A 14,371-nucleotide genomic window follows, 5' to 3' on the forward strand; every position below is an offset into this window, starting at 1 on the left:
CCCGCGTCGCGACGCGGGCTTTCTCGGCTCCGCGCCCTGCCTATGGGCGCTGCGCTGGAAGAATCTGGATGTCGAGGCGCGCTTTTCCGCCGCTCTGCTGCGCGATTGGGAAGAGCTCGCGCGCGGGCTGCGCGCCTTTCTGGCCTCGATCGACGCCGATCGGCCGCGTCCGCGCTGAGGCGGGCGCTCAAAAATCGTCGAGGTCGAAGTCCAGAATGGCGATCTGCAGCGTGTAGCTGGTCTGCTTGGCGTCGTCGGCGGAAATGACGCCGAGAAAATCCTCGCCGCTGTTGAGCTCGACGGAATCGGTCTTGCGACCGCGCGGCGCGATGGTGAGCTTGTCGTTCTCGAACAGCTTCCGCAGATAGGATTGCAGCGTCTCGCGGCCGACGGGCAGCTTCATCCCGAAGGCGAAGGAGCGGTCGCCGTCCTCGTCGTCCACCATGATGGAGGCGATCTTGCGCTCGCCGAGATGCACGGCGGCGTCATCGGGGTTCTTGGGATCCGCGGTCACGCGAATCTCCTCATTGCCGAGCGCCTGGCGCAAGAAGGCCTGCAGCTTGCGCAGCTCGATCTTCTCCATACGGCTTCCCCCGCTTCGCGCGCCTCTTGCCGAGCGCCTCGCCGTCGTCTCGCGGCCCGCAGCCTGTGCCACGAAAAGCGGCCGCGCCGCAAGAGGGGCTCCCGCCCGTGGTCCCGCCCGACGAAAAAGCCCGGCGCGACGCGCCAGTGGTCCCGCGCAATAAAAAAGCCCGGCGCGACGCGCCGGGCCAGAGCGGCGGCAATGGCCGAGGCTTCACTCGCCCGCGGCTTTGAGGCGCTTGTTGCACTCGCTCCAATATTTCGGCCAGGTGGCCTTGGGGTCGGCCTTCAGCAGCTCGGCCTTCTTGGATTTCCATTCGGCGCCGCATTTTTTCTGGCGGGCGGTCTGGGCGGCCTTGCCTTCGGAGACGGGCTTGGCCGGCTTGGCGGCGGTTGTCGGCGCGGGTGCAGGCGCCGGAGCGGGCGTCGCTGTCGTCGGCGCGGGGGCCGGGGCCGGGGTCGGCTCGGGCGCTGCGGCGGCCGGAGCAGGGGCGGGGGCAGGTGTCGGTGCGGGAGCGGCGGCGGCCGGCGCGGTCTCGGCGGGCTGCTCGGACAGGCGCACGCGGCAGGCTTTCAGAAAGTCCTGCCAGCTCTGACCCTTCAGCTCATTGGCGGCCTTGGCGGCTTGATATTGCGTGCCGCATTCCTTCAAAACATTCGCCTGCGCTTTCGCTTCACCCGCGGCGGCGACCGCCAAGCCGACCGCGAGGGCGCCGACGGCAGCGTAAGAGACGAGACGGATCGACATCAAATTTCTCCTTGGTGAGCGCCGTCGCCGATGAAGATTCCTCAGCGCAAACGGCTCCCGACGGCCGCACTGCGAGCACGGCCTGTGCCAATTGTCATGCATCGAGGCAAGGGCCGCAAGCTCGCCGGGACCGCAATCCGGATGTTATGAAACACTCTTTGGGCTCAGATGGCGCACGGAAAGCGTGAGGGAAGGGGCGATGGCCGCCGAAAGAGAAAATCCGCGCGCTTGGCGCGATGCTGCCGCGCTGCGTCATCCAGATGGCGTTTTGCGTTGTCCGTGGGCCGGTTACGATTCGCTCTATGTCGCCTATCACGACGAAGAATGGGGCCGTCCGGAGCGTGATTCGCGCGCGCTCTACGAGAAGCTGATTCTCGATGGCTTCCAGGCCGGCCTCTCCTGGATTTCCATCCTGCGTCGCCGCGAGGGCTTCCGCGCCGCTTTCGAGGGATTCGATCCCGAGCGAATCGCGCGCTTCGACTCCGCTCGCGTCGAAGCTCTGATGCAAAACCAGGCAATCATCCGCAACCGCGCCAAGATCGAAGGCGCCATCGCCTCCGCGCGCGCCTATCTGGAGCTCGAGGAGAGCGTGGGATTTTCCAATTATCTCTGGGATTTCGTCGATGGAGCTCCCATCGTCCGCCGTCCGCGCACGACGGCCGACATTCCGACGCAGACGGACATCTCCCGCCGCCTCGCCAAGGATCTGAAGGCGCGCGGCTTCGCCTTCTGCGGCCCGACGATCGTCTACGCCTTCATGCAGGCGGTGGGCATGGTGGACGACCATCTGGCGGAGTGCCACAGATGCGCGGAGTGAAGGCCGAGGCGGCGCCCCGCGCCTGGCAGCGCATGCTGTCCGGCCGGCGGCTCGATCTGCTCGATCCCTCGCCGCTGGATGTGGAAATCGAGGATATCGCCCATGGGCTGGCCCGCGTCGCCCGCTGGAACGGTCAGACGCATGGCCCACATATATTCTCGGTCGCCCAGCACAGCCTGCTCGTCGAGGAGATCGCCTGCGCGCTCTCGCCCGGGCTCGGACGCGAGGGGCGGCTGTTCATGCTGCTCCATGACGCGCCGGAATATGTGATCGGCGACATGATCTCCCCCTTCAAGGCGGTCATCGGCGACACATACAAGAGCGTGGAGAAACGAATTTTGACGGCGATCCTGCTGCGCTTCTCATTGTCGCCGGAGCCGGACGCGGCTCTCTTGCGTCTCGCCAAGCGGGCGGATCGCGCCTCGGCTTTTTTCGAGGCGGTGGGTCTCGCCGGCTTTACACGCGGAGAGGCCGAGCGCATCTTCGGCCGTCCGGCGCTGGCGCCCGACGCTTGCGCGCAGGCGTTGGAGCCGCTCTCGGTCGAGGAGGCGCAGCAGCGCTTTCTCGCGCGCTTCGCCACGATCGAGCGAGGCGCGTAGCGACGCATCAGAGTGTGAGGCATCGAAGTGACACAGAACGGGTGAGACATGGCGCACCTCTATGTCTGTTCGCTTACGAAGGTCGTCGACACGGTGCGCGCCAGTGGCGCGCGCTCACTCATCACAATTCTCACCGCCGGCTCTTCGCTGGCGCGGCCGAGCGAGATCAAGCCCGAGCGACATTTGCGTCTCGCCGTCTCCGACATAGAGGCGGATCAGGACGGCCATGTGCTCGCCAATCGCGCGCATATAGAGAACCTTCTCGCCTTCGCCGGCGCATGGGACCGGCGTGAGCCGCTGGTCATCCATTGCTACGCCGGAGTCAGCCGCTCGCCGGCGGCTGCCTTTATTCTCGCTTGCGCGCTCGCGCCGCAGCGCGCGGAGAGCGAATTGGCGTCCGAGCTGCGCCGCGCCTCGCCGACCGCCACGCCCAACCGCCGTCTCGTCGCTCTGGCCGATCGCATTCTTTCTCGCGAAGGCCGCATGTCGGCGGCCATAGCCGAGATCGGCCGCGGCGCGGATTGCTACGAGGGGGCGCCCTTCGCGCTCGAGCTCGCCTGACCCATAGACGATGACGAGCTTCGATCATCGGCGCGAGCCGCCGGCATCTTCGCGCGACTCTGAAGGACCGCTGCCGGTCGCCATCGGCCTGACGGCGGCGATCGTCGCGGCGCAGGAGGACGAGCCGCTCATCCTCACTGTCGCCGCCCACGGTGAGGACGCGCGCGCCGCTCTGCCCTCCGGCCCTTTCGATCCGGTGCATCACCGCACTTTCGAGATCGGCCTGCGCGCCTGGGTCGCCGAGCAGACCGGCATGACGCTGGGCTATGTCGAGCAGCTCTACACTTTCGGCGATCGCGGCCGCCACGCCCGCGCCGGCGACCGCGATCCGCATGTGGTCTCCGTCGGCTATCTCGCGCTGACCCGCATAGCCGAGGAGCAGGCGGACGAAATTCGCGGCTTTCGCAGCTGGTACGAGTTCTTCCCTTGGGAAGATTGGCGCGGCGGCCGGCCCGAGGCGATGGAGACGACCATTCTGCCCGGCCTCTCGGCCTGGGTGGAGGAGGCGCCGGATGCGCTCTCCTCCTCCGGCCTGCGGCGGCGCGACCGCGTCAATCTTCTGTTCCGCCCGCAGGGCAGGGGGCTCGACGAGGAGAATGCGCTCGAGCGCTATGAGCTGCTCTATGAGGCTGGCTTGGTCGAGGAGGCCTGGCGCGACGGGCGCGAGGCGGCGTTGAAGCGCGGCGTGAAGCCGCCGCCGCTCGGCGCGCCCATGCAGCACGATCATCGGCGCATTCTGGCGACGGCCATGGGCCGGCTGCGCGCCAAGATGAAATACCGCCCGGTGATCTTCGAGCTGATGCCGCCGGCCTTCACGCTCACCGAGCTGCAGCGGACGGTGGAGGCCATCGCCGGCCGCCATTTGCACAAGCAGAACTTCCGCCGCCTCGTGGAAACCTCCGCCGCCGTGGAGCCGACGGGGGAGGTGTCGCTGAAGACGGGCGGCCGCCCCGCGGCGCTTTTTCATTTTCGCCGCAATGTCTTGCAAGAACGTCCTGCGCCCGGCCTCAGGGTCGGAATCAGAGGATGATCCGACGGGCGATCGGATGGGTCGCCGTCCACCCGACCGCTCGAGGATGATCCGGCCGTTAAGAGACTATTCACCCTATCATGGTGAATTTTCTCTTATCGGAGGTCAGTAGAGCGTAGGGGTGCTTGCTTGAGTTATCTGTCGCCGCCGCCTGCTCCGGCACCGGTCATCGTCTATAAGGACGTGGGCGGTTTCGTCTCGGAGTATCAGGCGCAAACGGAAGTCTATCGCCGCGAGGGCCGCGAGGTTCGACTGCACGAATGCCGATCCGCCTGCACAATGGCGCTCAGCCTTCCCAATGTCTGCGTCTATCCAGATTCGCAGGTCAAATTCCACTTGGCCTATAATCCGATAGACCATCAGACCGACGCTGGCGTCTCCGCCGAACTGTTCAATTACTATCCGGCGGCGGTGCGCGAGCGGCTCGGCTATCTCACCCGGCAATATCGGGTGCTGAGCGGCAATGAGCTGATTTCGCTCGGCATTCGCAATTGCAACGGCAGCGACCGCACGGTGATCGCCAGCCGCGCCCGCCGCGGCGCGCAGACGGTCGCCTCCGCCGCGCCAGCCGCCGATCCGCTCGGCGATCTTGCGCAAAAGGTGCGAGGCGCGGTGTCGCAAGCCTTCGCCGACCCCACGTCGCCGCCGCAGGGGCCGATCCGCCTCGCCCTCGCCGAGCGCGATCGGCTGTCGGCGAACCGGGCGATCGATGCGACGCCGACCGCCTCTATCCGAGCCAATGAGCCTGCGCCGGTCCAAGCGCCCGAGCCGCCCCGCCGCCCGCCTTCCGTCGCCTTCACCAGCGCGGATGCGCAGAAAGAGGCGCATTCGGAGCCTTTGCCGGAGATGGCGGCCTCGGCGCCGCTGATCCCCGGCGGGCAGCCGATTTTGGCCTCCGGCGCCTTCGTCCTGCCCCTCGCCGGAGGCGTGGCGCATTGACTTTCAACGGGAACTCGACATTGTGTCACTATGACGGCTGGGCAATTTTTCGCCATTATGTCGAAATACCGTCCTTGCCTTACGGGCGAATCCGATTCGCCCCTCACAAGAGGAGGCCGGGTCCCGCGACGCCGAGGCGCCGATAGGGACCGAGCCACGATCGATCTCCCGATCGGTCGTCCGTGCGTTCGGCGCTCGCGTCTTGCAATTCATTTCGTCGGGCCTTCTCGCCCGTCGACCAGCGGAAAGAAGAGACGTTTTGGACGATCGGCGGGAAGGCGCGCCTCTCCTCTCACGACGGTCTATCGCGCGGCTCGCGAGCGCCGCTGCGGCGCTGATCACGGCGCTGGCTCCGTCCTTCACCGAGAATGCGGTCGCCAATGGCGAGACGCGCACGCTCTATCTCTTCCACAGCCACACCAAGGAGCAGATCGCCGCGACCTATCTGGTGGGCGGCCGCTATGATTCCTCGGTGCTGGAGCAGTTGAACTGGTTCCTGCGCGACTGGCGCCGCGACGAGCCGACCAAGATGGACCCGCATTTGTTCGATGTGGTGTGGGAGGCCTATCGGCAGGCCGGGGCGAGCGAGCCGGTCCATGTCGTCTCCGCCTATCGCTCGCCGGAGACCAACGCCATGCTGCGCCGCCGCTCGCGCGCCGTGGCGAAGTTTTCGCAGCACATGCTCGGCAAGGCGATGGACACCACGATGCCGGGCATGTCCATGGAGCAGATCCGCGAGATCGGCATGCGCATGCAGCGCGGCGGCGTCGGCTATTATCCCACCGCCGGCACGCCTTTCGTGCATCTCGACGTCGGCGGCGTCCGCTCCTGGCCGCGCATGAGCTACGACCAGCTCGCGCGCCTGTTCCCGGACGGCAAGACGGTGCATCTGCCGACCAACAACCAGCCGCTCGCGCGCTATGAGGAAGCCAAGGCCGAGATCGAGGCGCGCGGCAATGGCGCCTATGTTCCGGCCGTCGAGCGCCAGAGCAAGGGTCTCTTCGCCATGCTGTTCGGCGGCGGCGAGGAGGACGAGGACAGCGCGATCGCCGCCGCTCCGCCGCCCACAGCGCGCAAGCAATGGGCGTCGCTCGCGCCGCGCCGCTCGGGCCGCGTCTCCGCCGACGCCGAGGAGGAGAGCGCCGAAGCCGCGCCGATTCCGGCGCCGAGCCGCCGCGAGCAGGAGCGCATCGCCGTGGCCGAGCGCAATCTGCCGCGCGGCGAGACTCAGATGCGCGCCGAGCCGGTCCCCGTCGAGCGTCCGGCCGAGCGGCAAAAGCCGGTCGCCATGGCCGCGCTCGGACCCTCCGCCGAGGAGGCGAAGATCGACGCCAAGCTCGACGCTGCTCTGGCCGCGCCTCTGCCGCCCCGGCGGCCCATGTTCCTCACCGTCGCCGGCGCGCCGCTGCCGCCCACGCGGCCGAGCGAGTTCGGCGCTCTGGCCAGCATTCCCGCCGCTCCGCCCGCCCGCCGGGCCGGAGGCGCCATCGCCAGCCTCGTCGATCTCAGCGCCGCCAGCCTGCGCGGCGGCGTCAGCGAGGAGGCGCATAATGTCCCGCCGCCGCCGGCCCGCCCGGCGCAGCAGGCCGTCGCCAAGCCGGAGCCGCTGCTCGCCTATGCGCCCTCCGCCGCGCAATCGCTTCCCTATGGAAGCGATCTCGCTCCGGAGCTGCGTCTGCCCACCGCCAAGCCGGCGCCCAAGCCCGCCAAGGTGGAGCTGGTGCCGGCGCGTCTCGACCGCTCCAATTTCCAAGCGCTGACGACGGGCGTGTCCGCGAGCCGGCTGCCCGGCGGCACGGCGCTCGGAACCACTTTCGCTGCGCCGCGCTCCGCCGCCCGCGCCGACACGGGGCTCTTCGCGCCCACGACCTCGAGCGGACAGGCGCAGGCTTTCGCCGGACAGGCGGCGATTCTGCCGACGGATCGGTTCGTCTCGGCGCGCTGAGGCCCCCTCCCCAACCCTCCCCCGCTTTGCGGGAGAGGGAGCAGATTCCGCGCTTCATCGAGATTTCGCGCAATGCCGGCCGCTCCCCTCCCGCAAGGCGGGCTATCGGATTCACACATTGCGAAACGCTGCAGCCGTCCTGGCCGGGCTTGTCCCGGCCATCCACGCCAAACAGCTGAGAAACCATAGGAAAGTGCCCACCAACGACGGATTCGTCCCGTGGCGGGCGCCCACCGGAGCTTCGGCGTCACGCCAAACATTCAAGACGCCTCGGCGTCCTGGCGTGGGTGGCCGGGACAAGCCCGGCCAAGACGCCGCGGGGGCGAGGAGGATGTGTGCATTCGATAGCGCAAGGCGGGGGAGGGGCAGGGAGGGGGCGTTCCTCGCGCTAAATCAGTCCTTTATCTCGGTCTGAATGGTGTAGATGTCGTAGGGCGGCGTCGCCTCGCCATTGGCGTAGGGCTCGGCCTCGCCGATCGCGCCGTCGGGCGCGACCGAGCGGCGGACGATGCCGGTGATCGGCCCTCCATAGACCTGGATCGTGATCGAAACCTCCTCGGCCAGCGTATTGGCGAGGGCGGCGGAGGGGCCGGTCTTGGAGAGTCGCGCTTCGACCGCGCCTTTCTCCAGCGTGCGCGCTTCTTCCGTCCCGCCGGGTGGGCGCCGCGACACTGCGCCGCGCAAGACGCCGGCGATCTCCCAGACCCCTGGCTGCTCCAGCGACAGGCCGGCGCCGCCGGCGAGCACGGAGGCGACGACGGCAAAGCGTTCCTCGCCGTCGCTATAGAGCTGGAATTGCCGCCCGCGCCCGGGCAAAGCGTCGGCGAAAACCGCCGGCAGGCAATCGTCGCTGGCGACGAGGCGGGTCATGAGATCGCGGCCGATGAGAAGAATCTCCCGCTCGCTGTCGGCGAGCTCGACCATCGACTGAATATCCCAGATGAATCGTTTCAGCGCCGGCGGAACCGGCCCTCTCTCGGTCGCGTTTGTGGTCATACGTTCAAAAATGCAAGCGTCGCGCCATTGCCGTCCGGCGAGACTGGCGCCGCAATTGATGGAGCGTCTCTCGCGGGAACTGCGGAGACGGAGCGGGGCGGTGATAAAGGACTACATCCCGGAGCTGAGCGAGGTGCGCATGGTGCGTCGCGCGCCGGAGCGGCCTTTCGCGCTCAATGGCGCCGACGCCCGCTATGTCGAAGCCTGCCTGCGCGATTTCGAGGCGGCTTTCGGACTCGACGCCTATCCCGGCGTTCCCTTCGAGCAAATTCCGGGGCGCGCGCTGATCGGCGACCTGATCGATTGGTGGCGCGGCATGGACCCGGAGGGCGAGGCGCAACAGAACGCGCATTCCCGCCTGCCGGGCGCGATCCGCCTGCTCGACACCGTGTCGGCGCTGATGGAGGAGCTGTCCCAGCGTCGCGCCGGGGAGAGCTGAGCGCGCGGCGTTCAATTCTGTCGGTTAGCGGACAATTCTGGACAATTGCGCGCGAGGCGAGCCTTTTATCCCGGCGCGCGCTCCACCCTCCCCTTCAGGGGGAGGGTCGGCCGGCGACTGCCGGACGGGGTGGGGTTCAAGGGCAAAGACTCGGGCGGTCACCCCCTCCCGCTCGCCTTCGGCGATCGACCTCCCCCCTCGAGGGGGAGGTGCGAGTGGCCCTTTCTGCTCAGGCTTCTGCAGCTCTATTCCGCGGCCTGCGGCGCCGGCTCTAGCGCGTCGCGCAGCAGCAGCGCGATATGGCGGGCTTGGCGGCCGCTGCCGTGCTCGATCTGGTGGCGGCACGAAAAACCATTGGCGATCAGCGGCGCGTCGGGCGCGGCGTCGCGCATCGCCGGCAGCAGCGACAGTTCCGCCATTTTCATCGACGTCTCGTAATGCTCGGCCTCGAGGCCGAAGCTGCCGGCCATGCCGCAGCAGCTCGTCTCGACAATGTCGAAGGTGAAGCCCGGAATCCAGCCGAGCACTTTCTTCGTCGCCTTCATCACGCCGAAGGCCTTCTGATGGCAATGGCCATGCACGACCGCCTTGGGCAGATCGAGCGGCTTCAGTGACAGGCGCAGGCCCTTGTTCTGATATTCGCGGGCGAGAAACTCCTCGAGCAGATAGAGCTGCTTGCCGAGATCGCCGACCTCCGGTCCGAGGCCCAGGCTGTAGAGCTCGTCGCGCAGCGACAGCAGGCAGGAGGGCTCGAGGCCGATGATCGGCGTCTTGGCGGCGATCTCGTCGCGGAAGGCGGCGAGCACGCGCTCCGCCTCGCCGCGGGCCTTTTTCACCATTCCGGTGGTGAGATAAGTGCGGCCGCAGCAGAGCGGACGGTCCGGCTCCGCATCGGTCGGCGCCGGCTTGGCGATGCGAACGCTATAGCCGGCGTGCTCCAGCACCTCGACGGCGGCCTCGGCCACATGCGGATCGAAGTGATGGCAGAAAGTATCGACGAAGAGGATCACCTCGCCGCGCGCGCCGGCGGTCGCCGCCGCCGGGGCCGAGCGGGCGAAGGCCGCGGGGGCCGGCTCGGGAAGGGGACGGCGGGCGGTGACGCCGATCCATTTTTCCGCGAGCTTGGAGAGAAGGCGCGAGCGATTGCGCAGGCGAATGGCGAAGCGCAGCAGAGCGCGATGGCGACCCGTCCATTCCGGTACGCCGCCGAACAGGCGCAGACGCTTGGGCACGCCGACGATCTCATGACGCTGGGCGAGATATTCGGTCTTGATCAGCGTCATATCGACGGCGCTGGGACATTCCTTCTTGCAGGCCTTGCAGGAGACGCAGAGGTCCATCGCCTCGTCGAGGCGCGGATCGGCGAAGGCGCGCTCGTCCGTGCCGTCATTGAGCGCGGCCTTGAAGGCGGCGACGCGCGCCTCGGTGGAATGCTTGACCTCGCCGGTGACGCGATAGCTCGGGCACATGACGCCCTTGGCGGTCTTCTGGCAGTCGCGGCTGTGCATGCAAACCGCAACCGCCTTGGCGTAATTGCCGCCCGTCGCCGGAATGCCGGAATAGGCGTCGCCTATTCCGTATGTGTCGTAAGCCGACCAGTCGAGAAATGTCTTCATGCCGCCCGTGTCCTCGGGCGGCATGTGAGCAATATTCGCGCCGTCAGACGGCGGCGTGGGCTTCCTCGGCCGGCGCCGCGGCCTGCGCTTCGGCGGCCTGCTCTTGCGGCTGCTCCTGCGCCGCGGGCTTGCGGCCATAGGTGATGATCCAGAGGCTGGCGCGGACCTGCTCTATCGCCTCATAGCCGGCGCGCTTGAAATAGGTCTCGAGCTCCTGCGGCGTCGAGGTCTTGCTGATCTGCGCCGGCCGCTCGAAGGGCGGCACCGCGCAATGCTCCTCGAAGAATTTCCAGCCGAGATCGGAGGTGATGTCCACATTGTCGACGAGCATGCGTCCGCCCGGCCGCAGAATGCGGAAGCCTTCCTTGATGTAATTATAGCGATCCCATTCCTCGAGATGCATGAAGACGACCGTGCTGTAGACGACGTCGACGGAAGCATCCGGCACGGCGGAGAGATCGAAGCCGCTGGTCGCCACCGTGCGCACATTGTCGAAAGCGGCGAGACGCTGGCGAATATGGCCGAGCATGTTCTCGGCGACATCGGCGCCGATCCATTCCTTGCAGATTGGCGCGAGCGCGGCGCCGACGCGGCCGACGCCGGCGCCGATCTCCAGCACCACATCGTCCGGGCCGATGCCGACATAGGACTGCAGCATGTCGCGCGTGCCTTCGCCCATCTGGCGATAGAGGTCTTCGTCGATATAGCCGGAGACGGCCATTTTCGCGTCATTCTCGGAGACCGAGACGGCGTTCCAAATGTTCTTGTATTGGCTGCGGTTGAGCTTGACGTGCTCCACGGGGATGGGATCGTTCTTCAGCCCGACCAGCGAACGAAGCGCGCGCACGATGCGGCGGCCGATGGGGAGCTTCTTGGCGTTGTCCTGACTGCTCATGCCATTCCTCTGTGAAGAGGCGCCCGCTCGCGGCGCGCGCCTTCGAATCTATCCGCGGCGCGATGGAAGCACCGCCGCGCCGCGCCGCGTCGTCAGCCGACCGAAGCGCTCCGCCTGGCGAAAACGGAAAATGTCGGCAGGACATTGCCCGCCGTCCCGATGATGTCGTTCAGCACGGTGACGTCGTCATAGCCGAGCGCCGCGAGCACGGCGAGTATGTCGTCCCGGTGCATCCAATTGGGAAAATCCATCGCGCCGCCGCAAAAGGCGACGCTGCGATCCCCATAGCCGCGCGCATAGAGGCGCACGTCCAGATTTTCGAACTTCTGCGTGAATGTGTGAGGAAGCTGGTCGTCGTCGACCATGACCGTCCACAGATAGATGGCGTCGGCGCGCTCGGACAGGGCGCGCAGCAGCCGCAGCGGCTCGCGCATGTGATAGAGCACGCCGCTCGCCACGACGAGATCATAGCGCGGGCCGGCCTGCTCGAGCCATTGCACGAAATCGCCGAGATAGAAGCGCGTGTCGGGAAAATCGAGGACTTCCCGCGTCACCAGGCATTTCAGAAAGGCGAGCCGGTTGGCTTCCACCGCGTCGATATGGGCGCCGGCCTTCGCCAGCATATAGGTGTGCGCCCCCTCCAGCGGACCGAGCTCCAGCACGCGGCGTCCTGTAAGATCGCCATAGCGCTCGATGCACCAGGTGATGCGCGGATCGTCGAAGGCCGGCAGCCGTCCGGCCGTAAGCCCCAATTCGACGGGAAAATGGCAGTTCCAGCCCGGAATGGCGTCGATGGCGTTCTGGTGCGACGGCGCGCGGGTCTCATCGCCGGAAAACAGGCTGGCGACCGCGACTTCCTCGGAGCGGGTGCGCCGTCTGAACCAATTTCGTCCTATCAATGCGAAAACCTCGCCTTTCGAATCCGGGCCGCGGCGCAGCCCCTAGCACAAATTCCGCGGCCGCGCCTGCCCCTGCTGGCGGTTGTCTCGGGCGGGGCGGTCTCGGCCCGGCTTGCGCCTGCGCCCGGCGCCCCCCATCTTGTCGGCGAATTCCGCCTCGGAGCCCTCATGCTGCAAGCCGCCCTGGACGCCGCCCGTCAAATCTTCTCGCCGCCCTTTCGCAATGTCCTGCTCAAAAGCCTCGGCCTGACCTTCGTCCTGCTGGCGCTGGCCTGGACCGGGCTGGACAAGGCCGCGCTGTCGTTTCTCACGGCCGACAACTATTGGTTGCGGACGATCGTCGGTTTCGCGACCGGCGCCGGGCTCGTCGTCGGCCTCGCTTTTCTCATCGCGCCGATCTCCATCCTCGTCGCGGGATTTTTCCTCGACGATCTCGCCGATGTGGTCGAGGAGGAGATCGACCCTCACGGGCCGCGCGGGCGTCCGCTGCCGGCCGGTCAGGCGATGGTGATGGCGCTGCGCTTCGCGCTGGTCTCTGCGGGCGTCAATCTCGTCGCGCTCTTGCTGCTGCTCGTGCCCGGCGTCAACGCCATCGTCTTCGTGCTGGCCAACGCCTATCTGTTCGGCCGGGAATATTTCGCCTTCGCCGCGACGCGCTATTGCTCGCTGGAGGAAGCCCGCGAGCTGACCCGTCGCCATGCGACGACCTTGTTCCTCGCGGGCCTGTTCATCGCCGGCTTCGTCGCCGTGCCGGGCCTCAATCTGTTCACGCCGCTGTTCGGCGTGGCCTTCATGGTGCGCCTGCACAGGCGGCTCGCCGCCCCTGCGGCCCGCGCTGAAGCGCGGGCGCGCTGAGGCTGGAGAGGCGTCGGGCGGCTCAGGCGAGCCGCTGCGCCTGATATTGGCCGGTCTTACGGTAGCGGTAGAGATAGCTGGGGACGATCGCCTCGATCGCCGTCGGCGTGATTCCGAGCCCTTGCAGCGTCAACCCGGTGGCCTTGGCGTCGGCGGAGACGACATTGTCGTGGCGCAGCAGCTCCACCTGATCGACGGTCGTCGTCAGCAGGCTGGGGAAGAGGCCGAGCGAAAGAGAATGCAGCGTCTGGGTGATGCGCGCGATGAGCGCCCCCGTCGCGAAGGAGAGCGGCCAGATCTTGACGTCGCGCTCGGCGACCTTCAGCGCATATTCGACCAGCGCGCGGAAGGTCTTCACCTCCGGGCCGCCGAGCTCATAGGTCGCGCCGGCCTGGGCGCGGCCGTCCACCGCCAGCGCGACGGCCTGCGCCACATCGCCGACATAGACGGGCTGGAAGCGCGTCGCCTCGCCGATGACCGGCTCGATCGGCAGATAGCGCGCCAGCGCGCCGAATCGGTTGAAGAATTCGTCCTCCGGGCCGAAGACGACGGACGGGCGCAAGATCATCGCGCTGGGGAAGGCGGCGCGAATTGCGGCCTCGCCCTCCGCCTTGGTGCGGGCGTAGACGGAATGGGAATTCTTGTCCGCGCCGATGGCGGAGACATGGACCAGATGCTTCACGCCCGCCGCGACGGCGGCCTCGGCGACGGCCTTGGCGCCCTGCGCGTGCAGGGTGGAGAATTTCTGCTTGCCGCCCTCGGCCAGCACGCCGACCAGATTGACGACCGCCTCGGCCCCGCGCACGGCGGCGGCGACGGAGGCCGGATTGCGCAGATTGGCCTGCACCGGGAAAATCTGCCCCACCTTGCCGAGAGGCTGCAGGAAAAAGGCGAGGTCCGGCCGCCGGCAGGCGACGCGCACGCGCCAGCCGTCCCGCGCCAGGGCCGCCACCACATGGCGCCCGATGAATCCCGACCCGCCGAACACCGTCACGATCCGCCCGGCATCCTTCACATCTGCGCTCATTCTTCGCCCCACGCCGCTTCGCTCGGAGCGCTCGAGAATATCGCTCCGTTTCGGGCGGATGCTCTAGCGCGATTTGGCCGGAAAGGGAATGCGCCGCACGAACGTGAACGAAGCGTCACGAGCGCCATTGACAAGCAGAGCGTCGTCCTCGTAAGAGAGCCGCGTTGCCCAGGTGGCGGAATTGGTAGACGCGCTGGTTTCAGGTACCAGTGGTGAAAGCCGTGGAGGTTCGAGTCCTCTCCTGGGCACCATCTCACTCTCGCAGAGTGTCCACTCGCGCAGAGTGTCATAGAGCGCCGCTGAGCGGCAAATGAGCCTGAACTCCACCGTAGCGCATATTCAGAGACTGCGGCCGGGCGCGCGCGAAGCGACGGACGTCTCGGCTCCGAAAGGCGAGCAGACTCGCCATCCACGAGCCGAGCC

15 protein-coding genes and 1 tRNA gene are annotated in these 14,371 nt (G+C 67.4%); 9 read left to right on the top strand and 7 right to left on the bottom strand.

Going from position 1 to position 14,371, the window contains the following annotated elements:
* Window positions 1–187 precede the first annotated feature (187 nt).
* Together A1351_RS24015 and A1351_RS24800 are read right to left on the bottom strand one after the other, a co-directional pair.
* Window positions 188–583, bottom strand: a complete 396-nt coding sequence (locus tag A1351_RS24015) for a DUF3126 family protein (protein ID WP_024881228.1) — start codon at window positions 581–583, stop codon at window positions 188–190.
* Window positions 584–796: 213 nt separating this feature from the next.
* Entirely contained in the window at window positions 797–1,330 is a 534-nt protein-coding gene (locus A1351_RS24800) for a hypothetical protein (RefSeq protein ID WP_024881227.1), read from the bottom strand.
* A 199-nt stretch (window positions 1,331–1,529) separates the two neighbouring features.
* On the opposite strand from A1351_RS24800, the gene A1351_RS14585 reads away from it, so the two are divergent.
* The 6 genes from A1351_RS14585 (at window position 1,530) to A1351_RS14610 (ending at window position 7,221) form a co-directional block, all read left to right on the top strand.
* On the top strand, window positions 1,530–2,147 hold the full coding sequence (locus tag A1351_RS14585; protein ID WP_024881226.1) for a DNA-3-methyladenine glycosylase I: 618 nt from the start codon (window positions 1,530–1,532) through the stop codon (window positions 2,145–2,147).
* Entirely contained in the window at window positions 2,135–2,746 is a 612-nt protein-coding gene (locus A1351_RS14590; protein ID WP_024881225.1) for an HD family hydrolase, read from the top strand. Before A1351_RS14585 ends, A1351_RS14590 begins: the two co-directional genes overlap by 13 nt.
* Window positions 2,747–2,794: 48 nt before the next feature.
* On the top strand, window positions 2,795–3,307 hold the full coding sequence (locus A1351_RS14595; RefSeq protein WP_026599482.1) for a tyrosine phosphatase family protein: 513 nt from the start codon (window positions 2,795–2,797) through the stop codon (window positions 3,305–3,307).
* Between the two features lie 10 nt (window positions 3,308–3,317).
* Window positions 3,318–4,337 carry an NAD regulator gene (locus A1351_RS14600; protein ID WP_024881223.1) on the top strand — a complete coding sequence of 340 codons (1,020 nt, stop codon included), beginning with the start codon at window positions 3,318–3,320 and terminating at the stop codon, window positions 4,335–4,337.
* Window positions 4,338–4,466: 129 nt separating this feature from the next.
* Window positions 4,467–5,276 carry a hypothetical protein gene (locus A1351_RS14605; protein ID WP_064033348.1) on the top strand — a complete coding sequence of 270 codons (810 nt, stop codon included), beginning with the start codon at window positions 4,467–4,469 and terminating at the stop codon, window positions 5,274–5,276.
* A 259-nt stretch (window positions 5,277–5,535) separates the two neighbouring features.
* Entirely contained in the window at window positions 5,536–7,221 is a 1,686-nt protein-coding gene (locus tag A1351_RS14610; RefSeq protein WP_064033349.1) for a DUF882 domain-containing protein, read from the top strand.
* Window positions 7,222–7,614: 393 nt separating this feature from the next.
* Here A1351_RS14610 and A1351_RS14615 read toward each other — a convergent pair whose 3' ends face one another.
* Window positions 7,615–8,217 (bottom strand): hypothetical protein, encoded by a 603-nt coding sequence (locus A1351_RS14615; protein ID WP_064033350.1) that lies wholly within the window; start codon window positions 8,215–8,217, stop codon window positions 7,615–7,617.
* A 100-nt stretch (window positions 8,218–8,317) separates the two neighbouring features.
* Here A1351_RS14615 and A1351_RS14620 point away from each other — a divergent pair, with 100 nt between their 5' ends.
* Complete coding sequence (locus A1351_RS14620) at window positions 8,318–8,656, top strand: hypothetical protein (RefSeq protein ID WP_036292659.1); 339 nt, start codon at window positions 8,318–8,320, stop codon at window positions 8,654–8,656.
* A gap of 245 nt (window positions 8,657–8,901) precedes the next feature.
* Here the strand turns inward: A1351_RS14620 and A1351_RS14625 are convergent, their stop codons facing one another.
* The 3 genes from A1351_RS14625 to A1351_RS14635 form a co-directional block, all read right to left on the bottom strand.
* Window positions 8,902–10,272: a (Fe-S)-binding protein gene (locus A1351_RS14625; RefSeq protein ID WP_064033368.1), complete on the bottom strand. Its 1,371-nt coding sequence runs from the start codon at window positions 10,270–10,272 to the stop codon at window positions 8,902–8,904.
* A gap of 43 nt (window positions 10,273–10,315) precedes the next feature.
* Window positions 10,316–11,167 carry a class I SAM-dependent methyltransferase gene (locus tag A1351_RS14630; RefSeq protein WP_064033351.1) on the bottom strand — a complete coding sequence of 284 codons (852 nt, stop codon included), beginning with the start codon at window positions 11,165–11,167 and terminating at the stop codon, window positions 10,316–10,318.
* A gap of 92 nt (window positions 11,168–11,259) precedes the next feature.
* On the bottom strand, window positions 11,260–12,066 hold the full coding sequence (locus tag A1351_RS14635; RefSeq protein WP_026599478.1) for a bifunctional 2-polyprenyl-6-hydroxyphenol methylase/3-demethylubiquinol 3-O-methyltransferase UbiG: 807 nt from the start codon (window positions 12,064–12,066) through the stop codon (window positions 11,260–11,262).
* A gap of 168 nt (window positions 12,067–12,234) precedes the next feature.
* Between A1351_RS14635 and A1351_RS14640 the strand changes: the two genes are divergently transcribed.
* Complete coding sequence (locus tag A1351_RS14640; protein WP_024881215.1) at window positions 12,235–12,921, top strand: sulfate transporter family protein; 687 nt, start codon at window positions 12,235–12,237, stop codon at window positions 12,919–12,921.
* Window positions 12,922–12,943: 22 nt separating this feature from the next.
* Here A1351_RS14640 and A1351_RS14645 read toward each other — a convergent pair whose 3' ends face one another.
* Window positions 12,944–13,948 carry a complex I NDUFA9 subunit family protein gene (locus A1351_RS14645; RefSeq protein ID WP_024881214.1) on the bottom strand — a complete coding sequence of 335 codons (1,005 nt, stop codon included), beginning with the start codon at window positions 13,946–13,948 and terminating at the stop codon, window positions 12,944–12,946.
* Between the two features lie 166 nt (window positions 13,949–14,114).
* Between A1351_RS14645 and A1351_RS14650 the strand changes: the two genes are divergently transcribed.
* Window positions 14,115–14,199 (top strand) — tRNA-Leu (locus A1351_RS14650).
* The last annotated feature ends 172 nt before the right edge of the window (window positions 14,200–14,371 follow it).

This window comes from Methylosinus sp. R-45379, from assembly GCF_001644125.1.
Taxonomy (GTDB): Bacteria; Pseudomonadota; Alphaproteobacteria; order Rhizobiales; family Beijerinckiaceae; genus Methylosinus.